Here is a 17,294-nt window from a genome sequence, read left to right as displayed (position 1 = left end):
CCTCAGGCGAAGGGGTCGGCGACGCGGGGGAAGTAGTTGGGGTCGCGCTTGGTATAGGGCAGCGCCGCGAAATCCATGCCCAGGGCACCCGGCGTCGCCACCTGGATGACGCGGTCGGCGATGGGGGCGAACAGGGCTTGGAAATGTTGGCTGGACTTCACGATGATGAAGCGCTTGGCATCCAGGTCGATGCCCAGCCCGGTGAAGGCGTCGGGCGAAAAGACCTGGGTGCGGACGGAATTGATCACCAGGTCGATGCCCTCCGCCTCCACCCACACGGTCAGGCCCATGGGCTGGCGGGTGCCGGCCCCCAGCCCGGCCTGCTCGAAGTCCTCGCGGATCGCGCGGACGGTCACGGTCAGGTCCACCGGCTGGCCCGACGCCGGCCCGTGCTTGCCCCCCAGCCGGATGGGCAGGCTGGCCCCCTCCCCGGCCTCGGCGCAGACGCGGGCCAGCGTGGGGTCCCAGAAGGCGCCCAACACCACGCCTCGCAGCCGCTGTTCCAGCAAGGCCAGCAGCAGGGCCGAATTGTCGCTGGCGGCACCGCCGCCGGCGTTGTCGGCGGTGTCCGCCAGGACGATGCGGCCGGGGGTGGCCACGGCCAGGTCCAGGGCCGCGTCGATGGTGGGGAAACGGGGCATCAGCGCCTCGCGCAAGCGGACCACCTCTCGCCCCAACTCCCCCGCCACAGTTTCCGCCAACGTGCGGTCGCCGTCCGCCACCACCAGCATCTTGGACCCGACATCGGCCACGTCGGCCCAGGGGAAACCGTGCGCGAAACTGACGGACAAAACACCGGGCCGCGCCTCCGCCGCCCACATCAGCCGCAGGACGCCGGCCATGCAGTCGGTGGTCGTGGGGTAGAAGCCCACCATGCGGCAGTCGAAGACGGCGGAAACCGGACGCACCGCGCCCGCCGCCGCGTCGACGCAGAGGCGATACAGTTCAGCCGCCCGCGCCAGATAGTCGACGTGCGGGTACTCCTTCATGATGACGATGGCGTCGGCCAGGCGGACCATGGCGTCCGTCAGATGGCAATGGGGATCGAGTTCCACCCCGATCACCGTGCGGTCCCCCACCACGCCGCGCACGTGGCGGAGCAGGTCGCCTTCGCAGTCGTCGCACTCCGTCGCCACCATGGCGCCGTGCAGCGCCAGCAGGACGACATCGAATGGCCCCTGGGCACGCAGCGCCTGCAGGATTTCCTCCCGGAACGCCTCGTAGACGGACTGCACCGTGCGGCCGCCCGGCTGGGCGAAGGCCGACAGCCCCTCAACCACCTCATGCCCGTCAGCCGTAGCCCGGTCGCGGAACAGCCGGGCGATCAGGTTGGGCGCGCCCTCGGCGGCGCTACTGGCGTTCTCATGATAGAGCCCGCCTTCCTCGAACGCCCGCCGGCCGGTGGGAAAAGGCGCGAAGGTGTTGGTCTCCGTCATCAAGCCGGCGATGAAAATCCGCATTCCCCGACACTCCCGCTTTCTAATTCTCTATATGGAGAATATTATACCTATAGCCAATTCTTTCCATATGGAGATTTTCAAGAATGGCCTCAGGCGCGGACCGGACATCCTATCCCCCCGACGCCCAGGCGTGGTGGGGCGTCGCCGTGTTCTCGTTGGCGGCCATCGTTTCCTACACCGACCGCCTGATCCTCAACCAACTGGTGGATCCCATCCGCCGCGATCTGAGGATCACCGACCTGCAGGTCAGCTACCTGCAGGGCCCCGCCTTCGCCTTGCTGTACGTCTTCGCCGGGCTGGTCCTGGGCCGTCTGGCGGACCGCGGGAATCGCCGCAACCTGGTCCTGGCGGGTGTGGCGACGTGGAGCCTGGGCACCATCGCCTGCGCCTTCAGCCCCACCTTCTGGGGCCTGTTCGCCGCCCGGCTGTGCGTGGGCATCGGTGAGGCGGCCCTGGCCCCCGCCGTCATCTCCCTGATCGCCGATTCCGTTCCGCCCGCCCGCCGGGCGACGGCGATGGGCACCTTCCTGATGAGTTGCGTCATCGGCACCGGCGCGGCCATCACCATTGGCGGCGTGCTGTTGAGCGCGGCGGAAGGGGGCTGGTTCGCCAGCCTGCCCGTCCTGGGTGCCCTGTCCTCCTGGCGGCTGGTGCTGTTGCTGGCCGGGCTGCCCGGCATCCTGATCCTGGCCCTGGTGGCAACGATACGGGAACCGGCCCGACAGGGTGCCGCCGGGAAGGGCAGCCTACGCGCGGGCGCGCGGCATTTCCTGGCCGACCGGGCCCGGCTGGGCCCGCTGTACCTGGGCATGGGCATCGTCTCCATCGGTGATTTCGCCATGTTCGCCTGGGTCCCGACCTTGCTGTCCCGGCGCTACGGCCTGGGCTCGGCCGAGATCGGCGGCATGATGGGGACCATCGTCGCCGTCACAGGCGTCATCGGCTCCATCGCCACGGGCGTCGCCTCGGATTGGGCCGAACGCCGGGGGGGCCTGCCGGCACGGCTGGCGCTCGCCATGGCCGGGGCGGCGTGCACCCTGCCCGGGGTCCTGCTGCTGTTGCCCGGCACCGCCCCCCTGGCCGTCACCGGCTTCACCATCTGGATGCTGGGCACCACCATCATCGGCATCGCCGGGGTCGCCGCCCTGCAGGAACTGCTGCCCAACGAACTGCGCGGCGTGGGCATGTCTCTGACGTCCTTCTTCAACATGGCCCTGGGCCTGGGGCTAGGTCCCAGCTTGGTCGCCCTGGTGACGGAGCATGTCTACGGCGACGCGGCGGCGGTGGGCTGGGCCATCGTCACGGTCGCGCTGCCGGCCGCCGTCGCCGGACTGGCGCTGTTCACGCGCGCCCGCGCCGCCGCGCGGCGCTGAAATCCTTCATGCAAAACACGGGGAGAACGAGAGTGCTTGAGGATGTGATGCAGGACGACACGGTCAAAGGCTTCCCGCCGCACCAGCAGTCCCTTCTGTCGCAGGTGGGCGGCCGGGGATGGAACCTGTTGCGTGGGGATATCCCCCTGCCCGCCGCCGTCATCAAGCTGCCGGCGCTGGAACGCAACTCCCGCTGGATGCAGGCCTTCGTCAAGGATGCCGAGGCGCTGCTGGCGCCCCACGTCAAGACGACGATGTGCCCGGCCATCATGCGCCGCCAGCTGGCCGATGGCGCCTGGGGCGTCACCGTCGCCACCGTCCAGCAGATGCGCGTTTGCCGCCGCTGGGGCGCGGCGCGCATCATCCTGGCCAACCAGCCGGTGGGGGTGGCTGAACTGGCAGGCATCATGGAGGAACTGCGACAGGATCCGGGGCTGGATTTCTACTGCCTGGCGGATTCATCGGCCGGCGTGGCGCTGCTGGCCCAGGCGGCCCTGAGGAAGGGATTGGAACGGCCCGTCCAGGTGCTGGTGGAACTGGGCTATACCGGCGGCCGCACGGGCGCCCGCGGCGTGAATGAGGCCCTGACCGTGGCCCGCGCGGTCCACCAGGCGGGCCCAGCCCTGGCCTTGGCCGGGGTCGAGGGGTTCGAGGGCATGCTGCCGGTGGCCGCGCCCCTGGGCCAACCCACCGTGCACCAATTCCTGGCCGACATGGCGACCGTGTACCGGCGCTGTCGCGACGAAGGGCTGTTCGGCGTGGCGCAGCCCCTCCTGACCGCCGGCGGGTCCATCCACTACGATCTGGTCCTGGAGGCGTTCGCCGGGTTGGAGGCCCGCGTCGTCACCCGCAGCGGCTGCTATGTAACCCAGGACTCCGGCATCTACCAGAAGGCGCATGACGCGCTCCGGGCCAAGCGGGACATGGCGGCCGGGCTGGAGCGCGCGCTGGAGGTCTGGGCCTACGTCCAGTCGCGGCCCGAACCGGGGCTGGCGCTGCTGACCGCCGGGCGGCGCGATTTCGGGACGGATGCGGGCCTGCCGGTTCCCCTGCTGCGGTCCCGTGACGGCGCCACCCCGGTATCGATGGACGGGCTGGGGTGGGAGATCGTCGGCGTCAATGACCAGCATGCCTACCTGCGCGTCCCGGCGAGCGCCGACCTGAAGGTGGGCGACCGTGTCGGCCTGGGCGTGTCCCACCCCTGCACCACGCTGGACAAGTGGCAGCTGCTGCTGGTGGTCGATGACGACTACACGGTGGTGGACGCCTACCGGACCTATTTCTGATCAGCCCGCCGTCCCTGGGATGGCCCCAGGGATGGCGTGATCACGGTGTCGGGATGGTGGGTGTCGACCAGTTCGTCATGCAGGCGCTCATCAGGGCTGGAGCACAGGCACAGGGCCACGGCCTCCTCGCAGCCCGTCGCCGTGTAGGCGTGCGCCATGGTGCTGTCCAGGTAGATCGACTGGCCGGCGTCCAAGGTCACGGGCAGGTAGAATTCGGTATGGACAGTGACGGCACCGGTCAGGACATAAAGGTATTCTTCACCCGAATGCCGAACCAGCGCGCCGAAATCCGCGAGAGTGCGGGCGCGGATATGGGTCAGGATGGGGATCATCCGCTTGTGGCGAAGATCGGTGCAGAGATAGCGGTAATCGTAATTCGCGGTCCGCACCTGGAAGCCCGACGCCGCGTCCGCCACGATGCTGCGCCGACCGGTCACCGGCGTGTCCTGGACCTCATCCTCCTCCGCGAAGAATTCGGCGATCCCGATACCCAGCTTCTGGGCCAGGTCCACGATCTTGTCGTAGGTGAGTGACAGCTTGTCGTTCTCCACCTTGGACAGGGAGGAGGCCGAGATGCCGCACCGCTCGCCCATCTGCCGGAGCGTCCAGTTGCGCCGCAGACGCAGGGCCCGGATCAGGGGACCCAGTTTCCCACGCGGGGCCGTCATCTGGTTCACCGCTTCCTCCCCCGCACCGCCCGCTATCGGGGCACGGCCGCCGCCGCCCGCCAGAAGCCGAAGGCGGCCAGGACCGCCGCCGGCGTGACCACCAGGGCCAGCGAACCGCCCACCGCCAGCGGATCATGGAACAGGTGGTCGGTCAGGGCCGCGGTCAGCATGGCGCCCACCCCCAGGCCGATCAGGATGTTGCCGAAGGAAACGATGGCGGCGGCCAGGCCACGCATGTCGCTGGTCACCAGATCCTGGACCGAGGTGATGCCGACACTGGCGCTGACGGTACCGGCGAACAGCACGACGGCCGCCAGCACCAGGATGGCGGCGGCGCTGTCCACGGCGGCCAAGCCCGCCCCCACGACACAGACCGCCGAGGTGCCGACCGCCAGGGTCAGCCGCGCCCGCGCCCCGCCCCGCCGGGCCAAGCGGTCGGAAAACAAGCCGCCGCCGAAGGTCCCGACCGTGCCGGTGAACAGGGTGATGGCGCCCAGCGCCACGCCGATCTCCCCCGGTGACAGGGCGAAACGGCGCGACAGCAGGGCCGGCGTCCAGCTGAGGACGGCGAAATCGGCCACCGAGATCAGCGCCAGCCCCAGGTAGAGGGGCAGCAGCGTGGCGCGGCGCTTAGCGAATAGGGAAAGGACGTCGCGCAGCGGCAGGATGCGGCCTCCGGTCGGCACCCGGCCCCGCCGCGGCGGATCCTTGGTCACCAGCAGCAAGGCCATGACCGCCAAGCCCGGCAGGCCCAGCGTCAGCAGCACGGCGCGCCAGGGCGCCACCCCGGCCAGGCCGGGGACGCCGGCGAACCGGCCGGCATTGGCCGCCTGCAGCAGCGCCCCGCCGATGGCGATGGCCCCGCCGGCGCCCAGGGCCATGCCCATGTTGAAGAAGCCGATGGCGGCGCCGCGCCGCTGCGGCGGGAAATAATCGGCGATCATGGCCGTGGCGGCCGGGGTCAACGCCGCCTCGCCGATGCCCACGCACACCCGGGCCGCGAACAGGGCGCCGAAGGACTGCGCGTAGCCGGACAGGAAGGTGGCCACACTCCAGATCAGCACGCCGACGATGATGATCCAGCGCCGCGAGGCCATGTCGGCCAACCGGCCCAGCGGCAGGCCCGCCAAGGAATAGATGGCGGCGAACGCCAGCCCCTGCAGCAGGCCCATCTGCGTGTCGCCGATCCCCAGGTCATGGCGAATGGGATCGACCAGCAGGCTCAGCACCTGACGGTCGGTATAGGCGAGCACCGCCGCGGCGAACAACGCCGCCATGGCCCACCAGGCCCGTCCGGCCGAAGGCCATGCGACCTCCGGCTGTCCCGGGGCCCTGGGTTCGGGCGCCTTGGATTGATTGTCGCTGATCGTCGCCTCCATCGTATTGCCCCCCGAGATCGTCACCCTGGTACGGCGGTGGCGCTCAGGCCCCTGCCGTCCCATCGAATTCCGCCGCGGCACCCGCCATCCAGTCCCGTAGGTAGGCCGCCAGGCTGCGATCGACGAACAGTTCGAAACACGGCTCATCCGATGTCTGGAACAGCAGGACGGGCACGCGGGCCAGCAGCGTCTGGGCACACTGGCCCGTCGTGAACGCGCGGGGGTGCAGATCCAGGCCGCAGCCCTTGGCCAACACCGTCCGGGCCTGGTCGCCGGACAGTGTGACCACCGTGCGGCCGTCCGTGACCTCAGCCAGCAGGTGGGGGATATCCTCCAGAGCAGCCGCTATCGCCGTGCCGTCGGGCAGGCGTTCCCCCAGCGTGGTCAACAGCCATTCCCCCAGGCCCGTCCACAGGAGGCGCACGCCGCCCAAGCGGACGGTGTTGGGCGCCAGGGGCAAGTCCAATCCCGCCTGGCGCAGGGCCATCGCCGCCCGCGTCACGTCCGCCGCCAACACGCGCAACACCAGCGCCGGGCGGGGGCCAAGATGCTGGACACACACTCCCGGTCCAAGATGGGTGGACGGCTGGGCGCAGCCGACATCGCGCTGTCCATCAGGCATTCAGCCGTTCTCCTTCCGGATCATAGAATAAGGGTGGGACGATGCGGGCCGGGATGGGACTGGACGGTCCCAGGACCCACGCCAGCTGATTCATGCGGTCCCGTCCGCCGCGTATCATGGCCAGGGCCACGGGACGGCCCAGCACGGCGCTGACACAGCCGGACGTGACATGACCGCCCGTCGGGCCGCCCTCGGCGGCATCCAGCGTCAACTGGGCCCCCACAGGCAGGGGCTGGGTGGGGTCCACGGGTTCCAGGCCGACGAAATTCAGCCTGTCGCCACGCAAGGCATCCGGCCGCATCAGCGAGCGCTTGCCCACGAAATCCTTGGCCTTGCGCGCGATGACCGGACCCCAGCCCACGTCCAGGGGCGTGGTGGTGCCGTCGGTGTCGGCCCCGACATGCAGGTAGCCCTTCTCCGTACGCAGATCCATCCAGGCATCCACGCCCACGGGTTGCAGCCCCAGGGGGGCGCCCACGGTCATGATTCGCCGCCACAGGGCGGTCCCTTCCCCCGCCGGCACGTTGATCTCGTAGGACACTTCGCCTGTGAAGCTCACCCGGGCGACGCGGGCGGGAATGCCCGCCACATGGCCGTCGCGGAAGGCCATGTGAGGGAAATGCTGGGCACCTGGATCGAAATCCACCCCGACCTGGTCCAGGATGGCGCGTGCCCGAGGCCCCGTCAGGGTCAGGGTGGCCCAGGCGCTGGTCACGGGCGCGGTCAACACCCGCAGGCCGGTCCACTCGCACTGTAGCCATTCCTCCAGCCACTCAGCGACGCGGCCGGCGTTGCCGCTGCTGGTGCCCACCAGGAAATGGTCCGGCGCCAGCCGCGCCACCACGCCGTCATCCATGATAACGCCGTTCTCATTGGCCATCAGACCGTAGCGCAGGCGCCCGAGTTTCAGGGTCGACATCGTGTTCACGTAGACGCGATCCAGGAAATCGGCGGCATCCGGGCCCTTGACCTCGATCTTGCCCAGGGGCGATCCCTCGAACAGGCCGGCGGCGGTGCGCACGGCCAAGGCTTCGCGGCGGACCGCCTGGTCGCGATCCTCGCCTGGCCGCAGGTAGTGGGCCGGTCGCTGCCAGCCGCTGAAGTCCTCGAAGACGGCGCCATGGGCCTGATGCCAGTCATGGGCCGGCATCAGGCGCCGGGGCCGGAACAGGTTCGCCCGGTAGGGACCGCGAAAGGCACTCAAGGTCACGGGCGTATAGGGCGGCCGGAAGCGCGTGGTTCCGGTCCGCGGGATGCTGAGGCCGCATTGCCGGGCCAGGATGGCCAGGCCGTTGACGTTGCTGGTCTTGCCTTGGTCCACCGCCATGCCCAGGGTGGTATAGCGCTTCAGGTGCTCGACGGAGCGGAAGTTCTCGGCCGCCGCCAGAACGATGTCGTCGGCGGTGACGTCATTCTGGAAATCCACCCAGGCCTTGCCGCCGGGCACACTCCATAGCGCCTGGATGGCCAGGGAGGATGCCGCTTCCGCTCGCGGGGTGGCGGTCCCGGTTGGCGCCAGGCCGCAGGCGGCCACCGCGTCCAGGCCGGCCGCGTGCCCTTCCGCCAGGCAATCCGCCAGCCCCAGGCTACCGTTGCCGGCCCCGGCGCTGCGGCAAGCCTGCCGCGCCGGGCCAGGCGTGAACATCAGGCCCGCCTCGTCCCAGCGCAGGCCCCCGCCCGCCTGGCAATGCAAATGCACCACCGGGTTCCAGCCGCCGGCCATGCCCAGGGCATCGCATGACACACGCCGGCGGCCACCGGGCGTCGCGATGGTGACGGCGGTCAGCCCCGCCCGCCCGTGGGTCCTTTCCACCACGCCCTGCCGGATCACCGGGATGCCGGCCTGTTCCAGCGCCACCGCCGCCGTCGTACGGACCTCGCGACAGTCGACCACCGCGGCCACGGTGATCCCGGCGCCGCACAGCGCCAGGGCGTGGCCGTAGGCGGTATCGTTGTTGGTGAACACCACCAGGCGCCGGCCGGCCGCCACGCCGTAGTGGTTGGCATAACGGCAGGCGGACGATAGCAGCATGACGCCCGGCCGGTCGTTGCCCGGGAACACCAGCGGCCGCTCCAGGGCGCCGGTGGCCAGCACCACCCGGCGCGCGCGCACCTGCCACAGGCGCTGCCGGGGCCTGCCGCTGCCGTCATCGATCCGCTGCAGCAGGCTGAGGGCGTTGTGGTCGTAGTAGCCGGTGGCAGTGGTGCGGGGCAGCAGCGTCACCTCGGGCATCGCGGCCAGGGCATGGATCCGGCGTGCCGCCCACTCCCGTCCCGGCATGCCATCGACGACGGCACCGGAATAGAGCAGGCTGCCGCCCAGCGCCGCCTCCTGCTCCACCACCAGCACCCGCGCTCCGGCGGCACCGGCCACCATGGCCGCCGCCAGCCCGGCGGGACCGGTTCCCACCACCAGGACGTCGCAGTGGGCGTGCAGATGCTCATAGCTGTCCGGGTCGGGGCCGGTGGGCGTCTTGCCCAGGCCGGCGGCCCGGCGCACCAGGCCCTCATACCAGTGCCAATGCGGCCACTTGAAGGTCTTGTAATAGAAGCCGGAAGGCATGAACGGGCCCAGCAGGCCGATCAACGCGCCCAGGTCACGGCGGGCGGACGGCCAGCAGTTCACGGCGGTCGCCACCAGGCCATCGGTCAGATCGACCTCCGTGGCCTTCAGGTTGGGGACGGCGGCGGCGCCCTGGCCCACGGTGACGATGGCGTTGGGCTCTTCCACGCCGGCGGCCATGATGCCCCGGGGTCGATGATACTTGAAGCTGCGGCCCACCACCGTCACACCGTTGGCCAGCAAGGCGGAAGCCAGGGTGTCCCCCTGGTACCCCTGGTAGGGCCGGCCATCGAAGGTGAAGCGCAAGGGGCGGGTGCGGTCGACCAGGCCGCCGGCCAGCAGTCGATGGGACTGGCGGGCCATCACGTACACTCCGGCCGGGGCTGGCCCATGGCGTAGACCACCTTGATCTCGTGCGTGACGGTGTCCCGGGCCACATTGAACCAGGTACGGCACCCGGCGGCGTGCAGCCAACGTTCGTAGTGCAGGCCGCGCGGGTTCCGGCGCATGAACAGGTAGCCAGCCCAAATGTCGTCGCTGACCGTGTCCGGTGGCCCGGGCCGGGTCAGATGGGCCTCTCCGCCACAGCGGAATTCCACCTCGTCGCGCGGGCCGCAGTGGGGGCAGGAAATAAGCAACATCAGGGAACCTCTAGTGCGCGATGCCGGCCGCGGCGGCCTCGTCGATCAGGGCGCCGGTGGTGAACCGCCGGAGGGAAAACGGGGTCGCAATGGCGTGGGAATGGCCGGTCGCCACATGATGGGCCGTCAGCCAGCCGCCGGCGGGTATGGCCTTGAAGCCGCCGGTGCCCCAGCCGCAGTTGATGTACAGGCCCGGCACCGGGCTTTCGCCTAGGATGGGGCTTGAATCCTGCACGACGTCGACGATGCCGGCCCATTGCCGCAGCATGCGCAGCCGCCCCAGGGCGGGAAACTGCTCCGCCGCGGCACCGGCCACGTTTATCGCCGTCGGCAGATTGCCGCGCTGGCCGTAGGAATTGTAGAGGTCCAGCGCGCCGCCCAGGACCATCTCCCCCTTGTCGCTCTGGCTGACATAGAGACCGGTGGCGAGCGACAGCACGACCACGTCCAGCACAGGCTTCACCGGTTCCGACACCATGGCCTGTAGGGCGTAGCTGGTGACAGGCAGGCGGAAGCCCGCCATGTCGGCGACGGCGGTGCTGTGGCCAGCGACGGCCATGACCACGCTGTCGGCCGCGATTTCCCCCCGCGACGTCCCCACCCCGGTCGCCCGGCCGGTGGGATCGCGGCGGATGGCGGTGACCTCGCAGTTCTGGATGATGTCCACGCCCAACGTGCTGGCGGCCCGGGCATACCCCCAGGCCACGGCGTCGTGCCGGGCCGTGCCGCCGCGCCGCTGGATGAAGCCACCCCAGACGGGATAGCGGGCCTGCGGACTGGTATCGAAGAGGGGCGCCAGGCGGGCGACCTCCACCGGGCTCAGCAATTCGGAATCGATGCCGTTGGCCCGGATGGCGCCAGCCCACCGCCGCACCATGTCCAGTTCGTGCCGGCTGTGAGCCACGGTCATCATGCCGCGCTGGCTGAGCATGATGTTGTAATCCAGCTCGCGCGACAGGCCCTCATACAGCTTGAGTGACAGATCATAGAGGGCGGCGCTTTCCGGGTAGTAGTAGTTGGACCGCACGATGGTGGTGTTACGGCCGGTGTTGCCGCCGCCGATCCAGCCCTTTTCCAGCACCGCCACGTCCCGGATGCCGTGGTTCCTGGCCAGATAGTAGGCGGTGGCCAGGCCATGCCCACCGCCGCCGATGATGACCACCCGGTAGCGTTCCCGGGGCGATGCCTCCCGCCATGCCGGCGGCCAAGCCTTCGCGCCCAAGCCGTGTCGCAGCAAACCCAACGCCGAATAGCCGCCCATTGCCCGATCTCTTATCATTCAATACAGAACTGTATGTTTGACCGTAGCGCAATGAGATGTCGCTAACAAGGGATCTTTGGCCCATTCTTGGGCACAAAAGAAAACGGTCCGAGTGACCGAGGCCGAATCTCGACACCCGGCGGAGACATGACCGTTGACATGGAGAAACAGTACACTACTGTATTGTTCCGCGACTACGAACCAACCTCCCCGCGACGCCACCTTCCCCAGCCCCCTGCCAGCGGAGTTCCGCCCCATGTCGGCGCCTTCCACCTGCGTCCTGACGCTGAAATGTCCTGACCGGCGGGGCATCGTCGCCGCGGTTGCCGGCTTCCTGGCCGCCCATGGCGCATCGATCGTGGAATCAAGCCAGTTCAATGATCCCGACACCGAGACCTTTTATATGCGGGTGGAATTCCGGCTGGAGGATCCGGCCGTGGATTTGGCGCGGTTGGAAAGGGGCTTCGCCGCTGTTGGCGAAGGATTCGCCATGACCTGGGCGCTGTTCGACATGGCCGTCCGCCCCCGCGTCCTGATCGCGGTTTCCCGCTTCGGGCATTGCCTGTTCGATTTGCTGCACCGCTGGCGGGCCGGCCTGTTGCCAGTGACGATGGTCGGCGTCGTCTCCAACCACGCCGACATGCGCTCCTTCGTGGAATGGAGCGGCCTGCCCTACCACCACCTTCCCCTCACCAGCGCGACCAAGACGGAACAGGAGGCGCGCCTGCTGAACCTGGTGGGGGGACGCGCGCCGACCTGGTGGTGCTGGCGCGGTACATGCAGATCCTATCGCCGGAACTGTGCGCCGCGCTGGCCGGCCGCTGCATCAACATCCATCATAGCTTCCTGCCCAGTTTCAAGGGCGCCAAGCCCTATCACCAGGCCCATGCGCGCGGTGTGAAACTCATCGGCGCCACGGCCCACTACGTCACCACCGACCTGGACGAAGGCCCCATCATCGAACAGGGAGTGGAGCGGGTGGACCACAGTCAGACGCCCGAGCGGCTGGTGGAGATGGGCCGGGACATCGAGTGCACGGTCCTGGCGCGCGCGGTGCGTTGGCACGCTGAGCACCGCGTTATCCTCAACGGCCGGAAGACCGTGGTCTTTTCCTGAGGCGCGACCTGTGGATAGGCGGCGGCTTAAAGGATGCCGTTGGCCGGCGGCGTCAGGCCGGTCAGGATTTTGTAATAATACGGCAGGGTGGCCAAGCGGTCCGCGCGGCTTTCCTTGATGGCCAGCGCGTAATAGCCGACCTGGTGGTAGTACAACACCCGGGCGCGCACCGCGCTTTCCGCCTCGTCATGACCAAGGTTGCGGAAGATGCCGCTGAGCAGTTGGATGCGCTCCTCATCCACCTTGCGCAGCAGGGCCGCCACGGCCTTCGCCTGGCGCGCCCAGTCGCGGACAGCCGTGTCGAAGCTGGGTGAGAAGTCCTTCTCGTCGACCCAGACGCGGATGACCGCCCGGAACTGCGCGATGCCGTCCGTGCTGCTGGCAACGGCGGCGCGCAAGGCGGTGGTGTTGGTGTCCTGCCAATAGGTCAGAAGCGCCTGCAGCAGCTCACCCCGGCTCTTGAAATGCCAGTAGAAGCTGCCCCGGGTGACGCCGAAGCCCTTGGCCAGCCGGTCGACCTTCACCGCCTCGATCCCGCGCGCCACCAGGGTCTTCTTGGCCGCCAGCACCCAGTCCTCCCGCCCCAGGCGTGGTCCCGAGGGCGCCCGGCGCGGCCTTTTGGTCAAGGAAATATCCACTGGCTCGGCTTCCGGCCCATCCTGCTGCATTTCAGTCCCAATTCAAGACGGTGACTGGGGCGGACATTGGCAAAGCCGCCCGGTGCCCGCAACTGTCTTGGTATTCTCCGTCGGAACGGGGGACAGCCCCCCGTTGCATACAAGCTTCACGCCGATTAACAGCGCGGTGTCGGCCGCGTCGCCGCTTCCGCAGTCGCCGCCGCATCCCGGTCGTCGTTCTTTTGCGCCTTGACGTGGGGACGCACATATTCCGGCGACACCAGGCGGACCTCTCAAGCGTTCCGTCAGGCCTCCCCCGCGGTGGCGTTCTCCCTGAACAGCATCGCCAAATACTTGATCGCCTCGCCCCATCGCGCGCGGACACCTGCGTTGGCACGGGCCAGATGGGCCTCGAACCGGCCCGCCAGGTCAGGCTCGCGCGCCCTGAACAAGGCTGGGTATTCCGGCAGTTTGCCCGCGGTGCGCGCCGGAGCCTGTTCCTCCCAAATCTCGCTGAGAACCTTATCCTTGCGGGCCTCATCGGCATCGGACCATTCCGGATCCGGCTCCAGCTCGCTCAGGAGCCCCCAATTCCTGAACATCTGCACCAGCATGCTGGGGGAGTTGCTCAGCGGCCAGGCCGCCGCTTCCCAAACGGAATATTGCAACTTGCGACGATCGCCCGGCGGGAGCTTCTCTTCCGACAAGGCGACCAGTTCCTTGCGAAGGCTGGCCCACTCGGCACGCGGCACCACCTCCCCCGCGAAAAGCCTCTGGTGAAGTTTCGACAATCGGCCTTGGATATCCGATGGATCAATGTCGTCCCGGGGTGAGGCCATCATCATCAGCAGGTAGCCATGTAACGCGGGGTTCAGGTCCGCTCCTGGCCTGATGGCCACCACCAAGTCCCGCCAGGCCGCGATGGCGACCTCATCGCCCGCATAGACCGGCATGCTGTCCAACAACATGACCAAGGACAGAGGCAAGCCGTAGAACTCCGAGAACGCCTCACAGTCGGTGGACATCAGGCTGGTGAGCGGTTTGGCATTCCGTTGGCCCTGGATATGCCCGTGGCCGATCAGCCCGTCGATGCTATCGAGCAGCCTCTGCTTCAATTCCGGACGGCCGTGAAACGCGGACATGCTGACCGTCATAATTTCTGCTCGATGATGGCCGTGAGCTGCGTGCGCGAGAGGGTGCCGACCCGGCGATGGATCTCCTCGCCGCCCTTGAACAGGATCAGCACGGGCACGGCCTGCACCCCGAAGCGGGCGGCCACGTCCGGCTCCGCCTCGATGTCCACTTTATAGACATTCATCTCGCCATCAAAATCGGTGGCGACCTCATCAAGTATCGGTGCCAGCGCACGGCAAGGGCCACACCAAGGTGCCCAGAAGTCCACCAGTGCCGGCTTCTCGGCACCAATGACCTTTGAATCAAATTCGGCTGTATTCACGCTGGTCGCTTTTTTCATTCCAATTCCTCCACGTCACACACTGCCACTTACAACCATTTCGTCGATCCGCAGGGTCGGCTGTCCCACGCTGACGCTTATCGTCTGGCCCGCTTTGCCGCAGGTCGCGATTCCCTCATCCAGTGCCCAGTCATGGCCGACGGCACGGATGTGGCGCAGCGCCTCATGTCCCACGCCCACCAGCGTCACGCCCTTCACCGGGGCGGTGATCTTGCCGCCCTCGATGAGATAGGCCTCGACGGCGGTGAAGTTGAAACGGCCGCTGGTGATATCCACCTGGCCGCCCCCCATGCGGGGGGCATAGATGCCACGCCCCACCGACGCGACGATGTCGGTCGGATCCTCCTGGCCGGCCAGGAGGAAGGTGTTCGTCATCCGCGGCATGGGAAGATGCGCATAGGACTGGCGCCGCGCATTTCCCGTCGGCCTCATGTTCATGAGGCGGGCGTTCAGGCGGTCCTGCATCAGCCCCGTCAATATCCCGTTCTCGATGAGGGCGTTCCTTTGCCCAGGCGTTCCTTCGTCATCGATGCCGACGCTGCCCAGCTGGCCGGGCAAGGATCCGTCATCCAGCACCGTCACCGTCTCGGGCGCGATCCGTTCCCCCATGCGGCCGGTGAAGGCGGAAAGGCCCTTGCGGTGATGATCGCCCTCAAGGCCGTGGCCGACCGCCTCATGGAACAGGACGCCGGCATAGCCCGGCCCCAGCACCACCGGCATCACCCCCCCTGGTGCCGGCCGGGCGTCCAGGTTGACGGTGGCGACACGCACGGCCTGGGATATGGTGGACGCCACCACCTCATCCTCCAGGCCCTCCAGGCCGTACCGTCCACCAACGCCCGCGCTTCCTTGCGCGCGGGTCCCGGCACGCTCCAGCACGATATGGATGAACAGCCGCGTCATGGGACGCACGTCGGCAACCAACTGCCCATCGGTATTGGCGATCAACACCACCCGATGCGCCGATGACAAGGACGCGTTGACCTGGCGAACGCCGGGATGCGCCGCCCTGGCCAGCATGTCCACCTTCTCCAGCAGTTGGACCCAGGGCAGCAGGTCGGCGGACGCCAAGGGGTCCTTCCGGGGGTACAGCCCGTGGTCCGTCAACTGTGGGACGAGCGACACCGAGGGAGCGGCCGCCACCCCGCCGCCCAACCGGGTCAGAGCCTGCACCGTCCGATGCGCGGATCTTATGGCCTCCGGGCGGAAGTCACCGGTATGCGCGAAGGAAACCTGATCGCCACGCACCGCGCGGGAGCCGAGCCCCTGGCCGATGGAAAAGCTGCCCGCCGAAACCTTGCCGTTGTCCAGCCGCCACTCGCGCGACTTGGTGCTTTCGAAGAACATGTCGGCGAAGTCGGCACCGGCCGCCAACTGTTCCAGCGCGCGCGACAGCTCGACCTCATCCAACTGATTGGGATGGAGGATCAGACGCCGGGCCCAATCCATGTGTGACGGATTGTTCATGCCCGTCCTCCGATATGCATCGCGTCAACCAGAATGGATCCCGTGCGAAAGGCGCCAAATCGCTCGACGTCGTCGCCGACATGGGTGATTCCCCGCAGCATCGTGCGCATATCCCCGCTCAAGGTGATGCCGGCGACCGGGAATTGCTGGACGCCATCCTCGATCCAATATCCCTCGACCGCCCGGCTCCAATGCCCGGTCGCCGGGTCGGTTCGTCCGCCGGTGATCGCGGTGACCAGCAGACCGGTGCCGAGATGCCGCCGCATCGCCAAGCCGTCGCCGCCGGGACGGCGGCTGGAAAGCGTCAGGTTGTACGGTTCGCTGGCGTTGCCTGTCGTCCGCATCCCCAGGCGCCGGGCGTTCAGGCTGTTCAGGAAGTAGCCCTTGACCACACCGGCATCCAGGATCGGACGGCGGCTGCCGGCGACGCCCTCACCGTCGTAGGCGCCGCTGGCCAGTCCCCAGGGCTCGAACGGATCCTCGATCAGGTCGATATGGTCCGCCGCGACCAGGTCCCCCAGCGCACCGGCCAGGAAGCTGGCGCGCCGGTACTGGGCGGCGCCCATGAGGGCGCCGATCACATCCTCGATCAGCACTTGCGCCAGTCGCGGACTGAACAGGACCGGCCCGGTGACGGATGGCACGGTGCGGGCCCCCAACTGCCCGGCGGCCCCCTGCACCGCGCGGTCCACCAGCCAATCCGTCCCGCGAACGTCACTTCGCCTCCGGGCCGCGGAATGCGCATAGTCCCGCGCCATGGCACCGTCCCGCATCGCCGTCACAGAACACCAGCGCGCCTGGCTGGAGCCGAGGCTGGCACGGCAGAAGCCGGACGAGGTGACCATCACCGACAAGGTCTCGGAGCAACTGAGCCCGACTTCCGACGTCCGCAGCTCCGTGCCGGCCGGCTTTTCGACGGCGCCCAGCGCGCGCTGCATGTCCTGCGCCTCCTCGGCCATGGCCGCGGCATCGTCGCTGACCGGCTCATACTGCGGGGGGTGGGGAACGTCATGGGCCAGATCCGCGGCATCCGCCAAGCCGTTGTCGGCGTCCGGCTGCGCCCAGCGCATGATGCTGACCGCCTCCTGCACCAGGCGCTGGATGGCCTCGGGGTCGAGGGTGGTCGTGGACGCGGCACCCACCCTGCCTTCCTGGAAGACCGTCAGGTTAAGGGAGCGATGGCCGCTACGCACGGCCGTCTCCAGCCGCCCATCCCGCAAGCCGATCTGAAGCCCGCCACCGGAAAAGGCGCTGGCACTGGCATCCTTGGCGCCCGCGCGCAGGGCCAATTCCACGGCCTGCTGGCTGGCCGCGCGCAGGTCCGCCTCGCTGTCGCTGATATAGGCGCTTAACATACGGTTTCCTCT

At 68.5% G+C, this 17,294-nt stretch carries 14 protein-coding genes and 2 pseudogenes; 3 read left to right on the top strand and 13 right to left on the bottom strand.

Features of this window, described 5'->3' with window-relative positions:
- Positions 1-2 precede the first annotated feature (2 nt).
- On the bottom strand, positions 3-1,460 hold the full coding sequence (locus UAA55_RS04800; RefSeq protein WP_322951515.1) for a M81 family metallopeptidase: 1,458 nt from the start codon (positions 1,458-1,460) through the stop codon (positions 3-5).
- Positions 1,461-1,543: 83 nt separating this feature from the next.
- Between UAA55_RS04800 and UAA55_RS04795 the strand changes: the two genes are divergently transcribed.
- A complete protein-coding gene (locus tag UAA55_RS04795; protein WP_322951514.1) occupies positions 1,544-2,833 on the top strand; it encodes an MFS transporter in 1,290 nt (429 codons plus the stop codon).
- Between the two features lie 32 nt (positions 2,834-2,865).
- Complete coding sequence (locus UAA55_RS04790; protein WP_322951513.1) at positions 2,866-4,119, top strand: amino acid deaminase; 1,254 nt, start codon at positions 2,866-2,868, stop codon at positions 4,117-4,119.
- On the opposite strand, the gene UAA55_RS04785 is transcribed toward UAA55_RS04790, so the two are convergent.
- The 6 genes from UAA55_RS04785 to UAA55_RS04760 all read right to left on the bottom strand — a co-directional run bounded on the left by UAA55_RS04785 (position 4,110) and on the right by UAA55_RS04760 (position 11,253).
- Entirely contained in the window at positions 4,110-4,787 is a 678-nt protein-coding gene (locus UAA55_RS04785) for a helix-turn-helix domain-containing protein (RefSeq protein WP_322951512.1), read from the bottom strand. The two genes, UAA55_RS04790 and UAA55_RS04785, sit on opposite strands and share 10 nt — an antisense overlap.
- Before the next feature lie 32 nt (positions 4,788-4,819).
- Positions 4,820-6,064, bottom strand: a complete 1,245-nt coding sequence (locus UAA55_RS04780) for an MFS transporter (RefSeq protein WP_322951511.1) — start codon at positions 6,062-6,064, stop codon at positions 4,820-4,822.
- Between the two features lie 145 nt (positions 6,065-6,209).
- Positions 6,210-6,788, bottom strand: a complete 579-nt coding sequence (locus UAA55_RS04775) for a sarcosine oxidase subunit gamma (RefSeq protein WP_322951510.1) — start codon at positions 6,786-6,788, stop codon at positions 6,210-6,212.
- Positions 6,781-9,714 (bottom strand): sarcosine oxidase subunit alpha family protein, encoded by a 2,934-nt coding sequence (locus UAA55_RS04770; RefSeq protein ID WP_322951509.1) that lies wholly within the window; start codon positions 9,712-9,714, stop codon positions 6,781-6,783. Before UAA55_RS04770 ends, UAA55_RS04775 begins: the two co-directional genes overlap by 8 nt.
- A complete protein-coding gene (locus UAA55_RS04765) occupies positions 9,714-9,992 on the bottom strand; it encodes a sarcosine oxidase subunit delta (protein WP_322951508.1) in 279 nt (92 codons plus the stop codon). Before UAA55_RS04765 ends, UAA55_RS04770 begins: the two co-directional genes overlap by 1 nt.
- 10 nt (positions 9,993-10,002) lie before the next feature.
- Complete coding sequence (locus UAA55_RS04760) at positions 10,003-11,253, bottom strand: sarcosine oxidase subunit beta family protein (RefSeq protein WP_322951507.1); 1,251 nt, start codon at positions 11,251-11,253, stop codon at positions 10,003-10,005.
- A gap of 256 nt (positions 11,254-11,509) precedes the next feature.
- On the opposite strand from UAA55_RS04760, the pseudogene purU reads away from it, so the two are divergent.
- A pseudogene (purU, locus tag UAA55_RS04755) lies at positions 11,510-12,369 on the top strand (formyltetrahydrofolate deformylase).
- A gap of 26 nt (positions 12,370-12,395) precedes the next feature.
- Here the strand turns inward: purU and UAA55_RS04750 are convergent.
- The 6 genes and pseudogenes from UAA55_RS04750 to UAA55_RS04725 all read right to left on the bottom strand — a co-directional run bounded on the left by UAA55_RS04750 (position 12,396) and on the right by UAA55_RS04725 (position 17,282).
- Positions 12,396-12,995 carry a TetR/AcrR family transcriptional regulator gene (locus UAA55_RS04750; RefSeq protein ID WP_322951506.1) on the bottom strand — a complete coding sequence of 200 codons (600 nt, stop codon included), beginning with the start codon at positions 12,993-12,995 and terminating at the stop codon, positions 12,396-12,398.
- Positions 12,996-13,168: 173 nt separating this feature from the next.
- Positions 13,169-13,280, bottom strand: a pseudogene (locus UAA55_RS04745) (IS110-like element ISMmg1 family transposase); the annotation flags it as partial.
- A gap of 11 nt (positions 13,281-13,291) precedes the next feature.
- Positions 13,292-14,140: a hypothetical protein gene (locus UAA55_RS04740; protein ID WP_322951505.1), complete on the bottom strand. Its 849-nt coding sequence runs from the start codon at positions 14,138-14,140 to the stop codon at positions 13,292-13,294.
- Positions 14,137-14,460: a thioredoxin gene (trxA, locus tag UAA55_RS04735; protein WP_322951504.1), complete on the bottom strand. Its 324-nt coding sequence runs from the start codon at positions 14,458-14,460 to the stop codon at positions 14,137-14,139. The genes UAA55_RS04740 and trxA overlap by 4 nt, the downstream gene beginning before the upstream one ends.
- Positions 14,461-14,475: 15 nt before the next feature.
- Positions 14,476-15,927, bottom strand: coding sequence for a metalloprotease TldD (gene tldD / locus UAA55_RS04730; protein ID WP_322951503.1), 1,452 nt, complete (start codon positions 15,925-15,927; stop codon positions 14,476-14,478).
- Positions 15,924-17,282 (bottom strand): TldD/PmbA family protein, encoded by a 1,359-nt coding sequence (locus UAA55_RS04725; protein ID WP_322951502.1) that lies wholly within the window; start codon positions 17,280-17,282, stop codon positions 15,924-15,926. Before UAA55_RS04725 ends, tldD begins: the two co-directional genes overlap by 4 nt.
- Positions 17,283-17,294: the final 12 nt, after the last annotated feature.

It is taken from the genome of Nitrospirillum guanabarense (assembly GCF_034653355.1).
In the GTDB taxonomy this organism is placed as follows: Bacteria; Pseudomonadota; Alphaproteobacteria; order Azospirillales; family Azospirillaceae; genus Nitrospirillum.
This window is presented reverse-complemented; position numbering and strand designations above follow the sequence as displayed.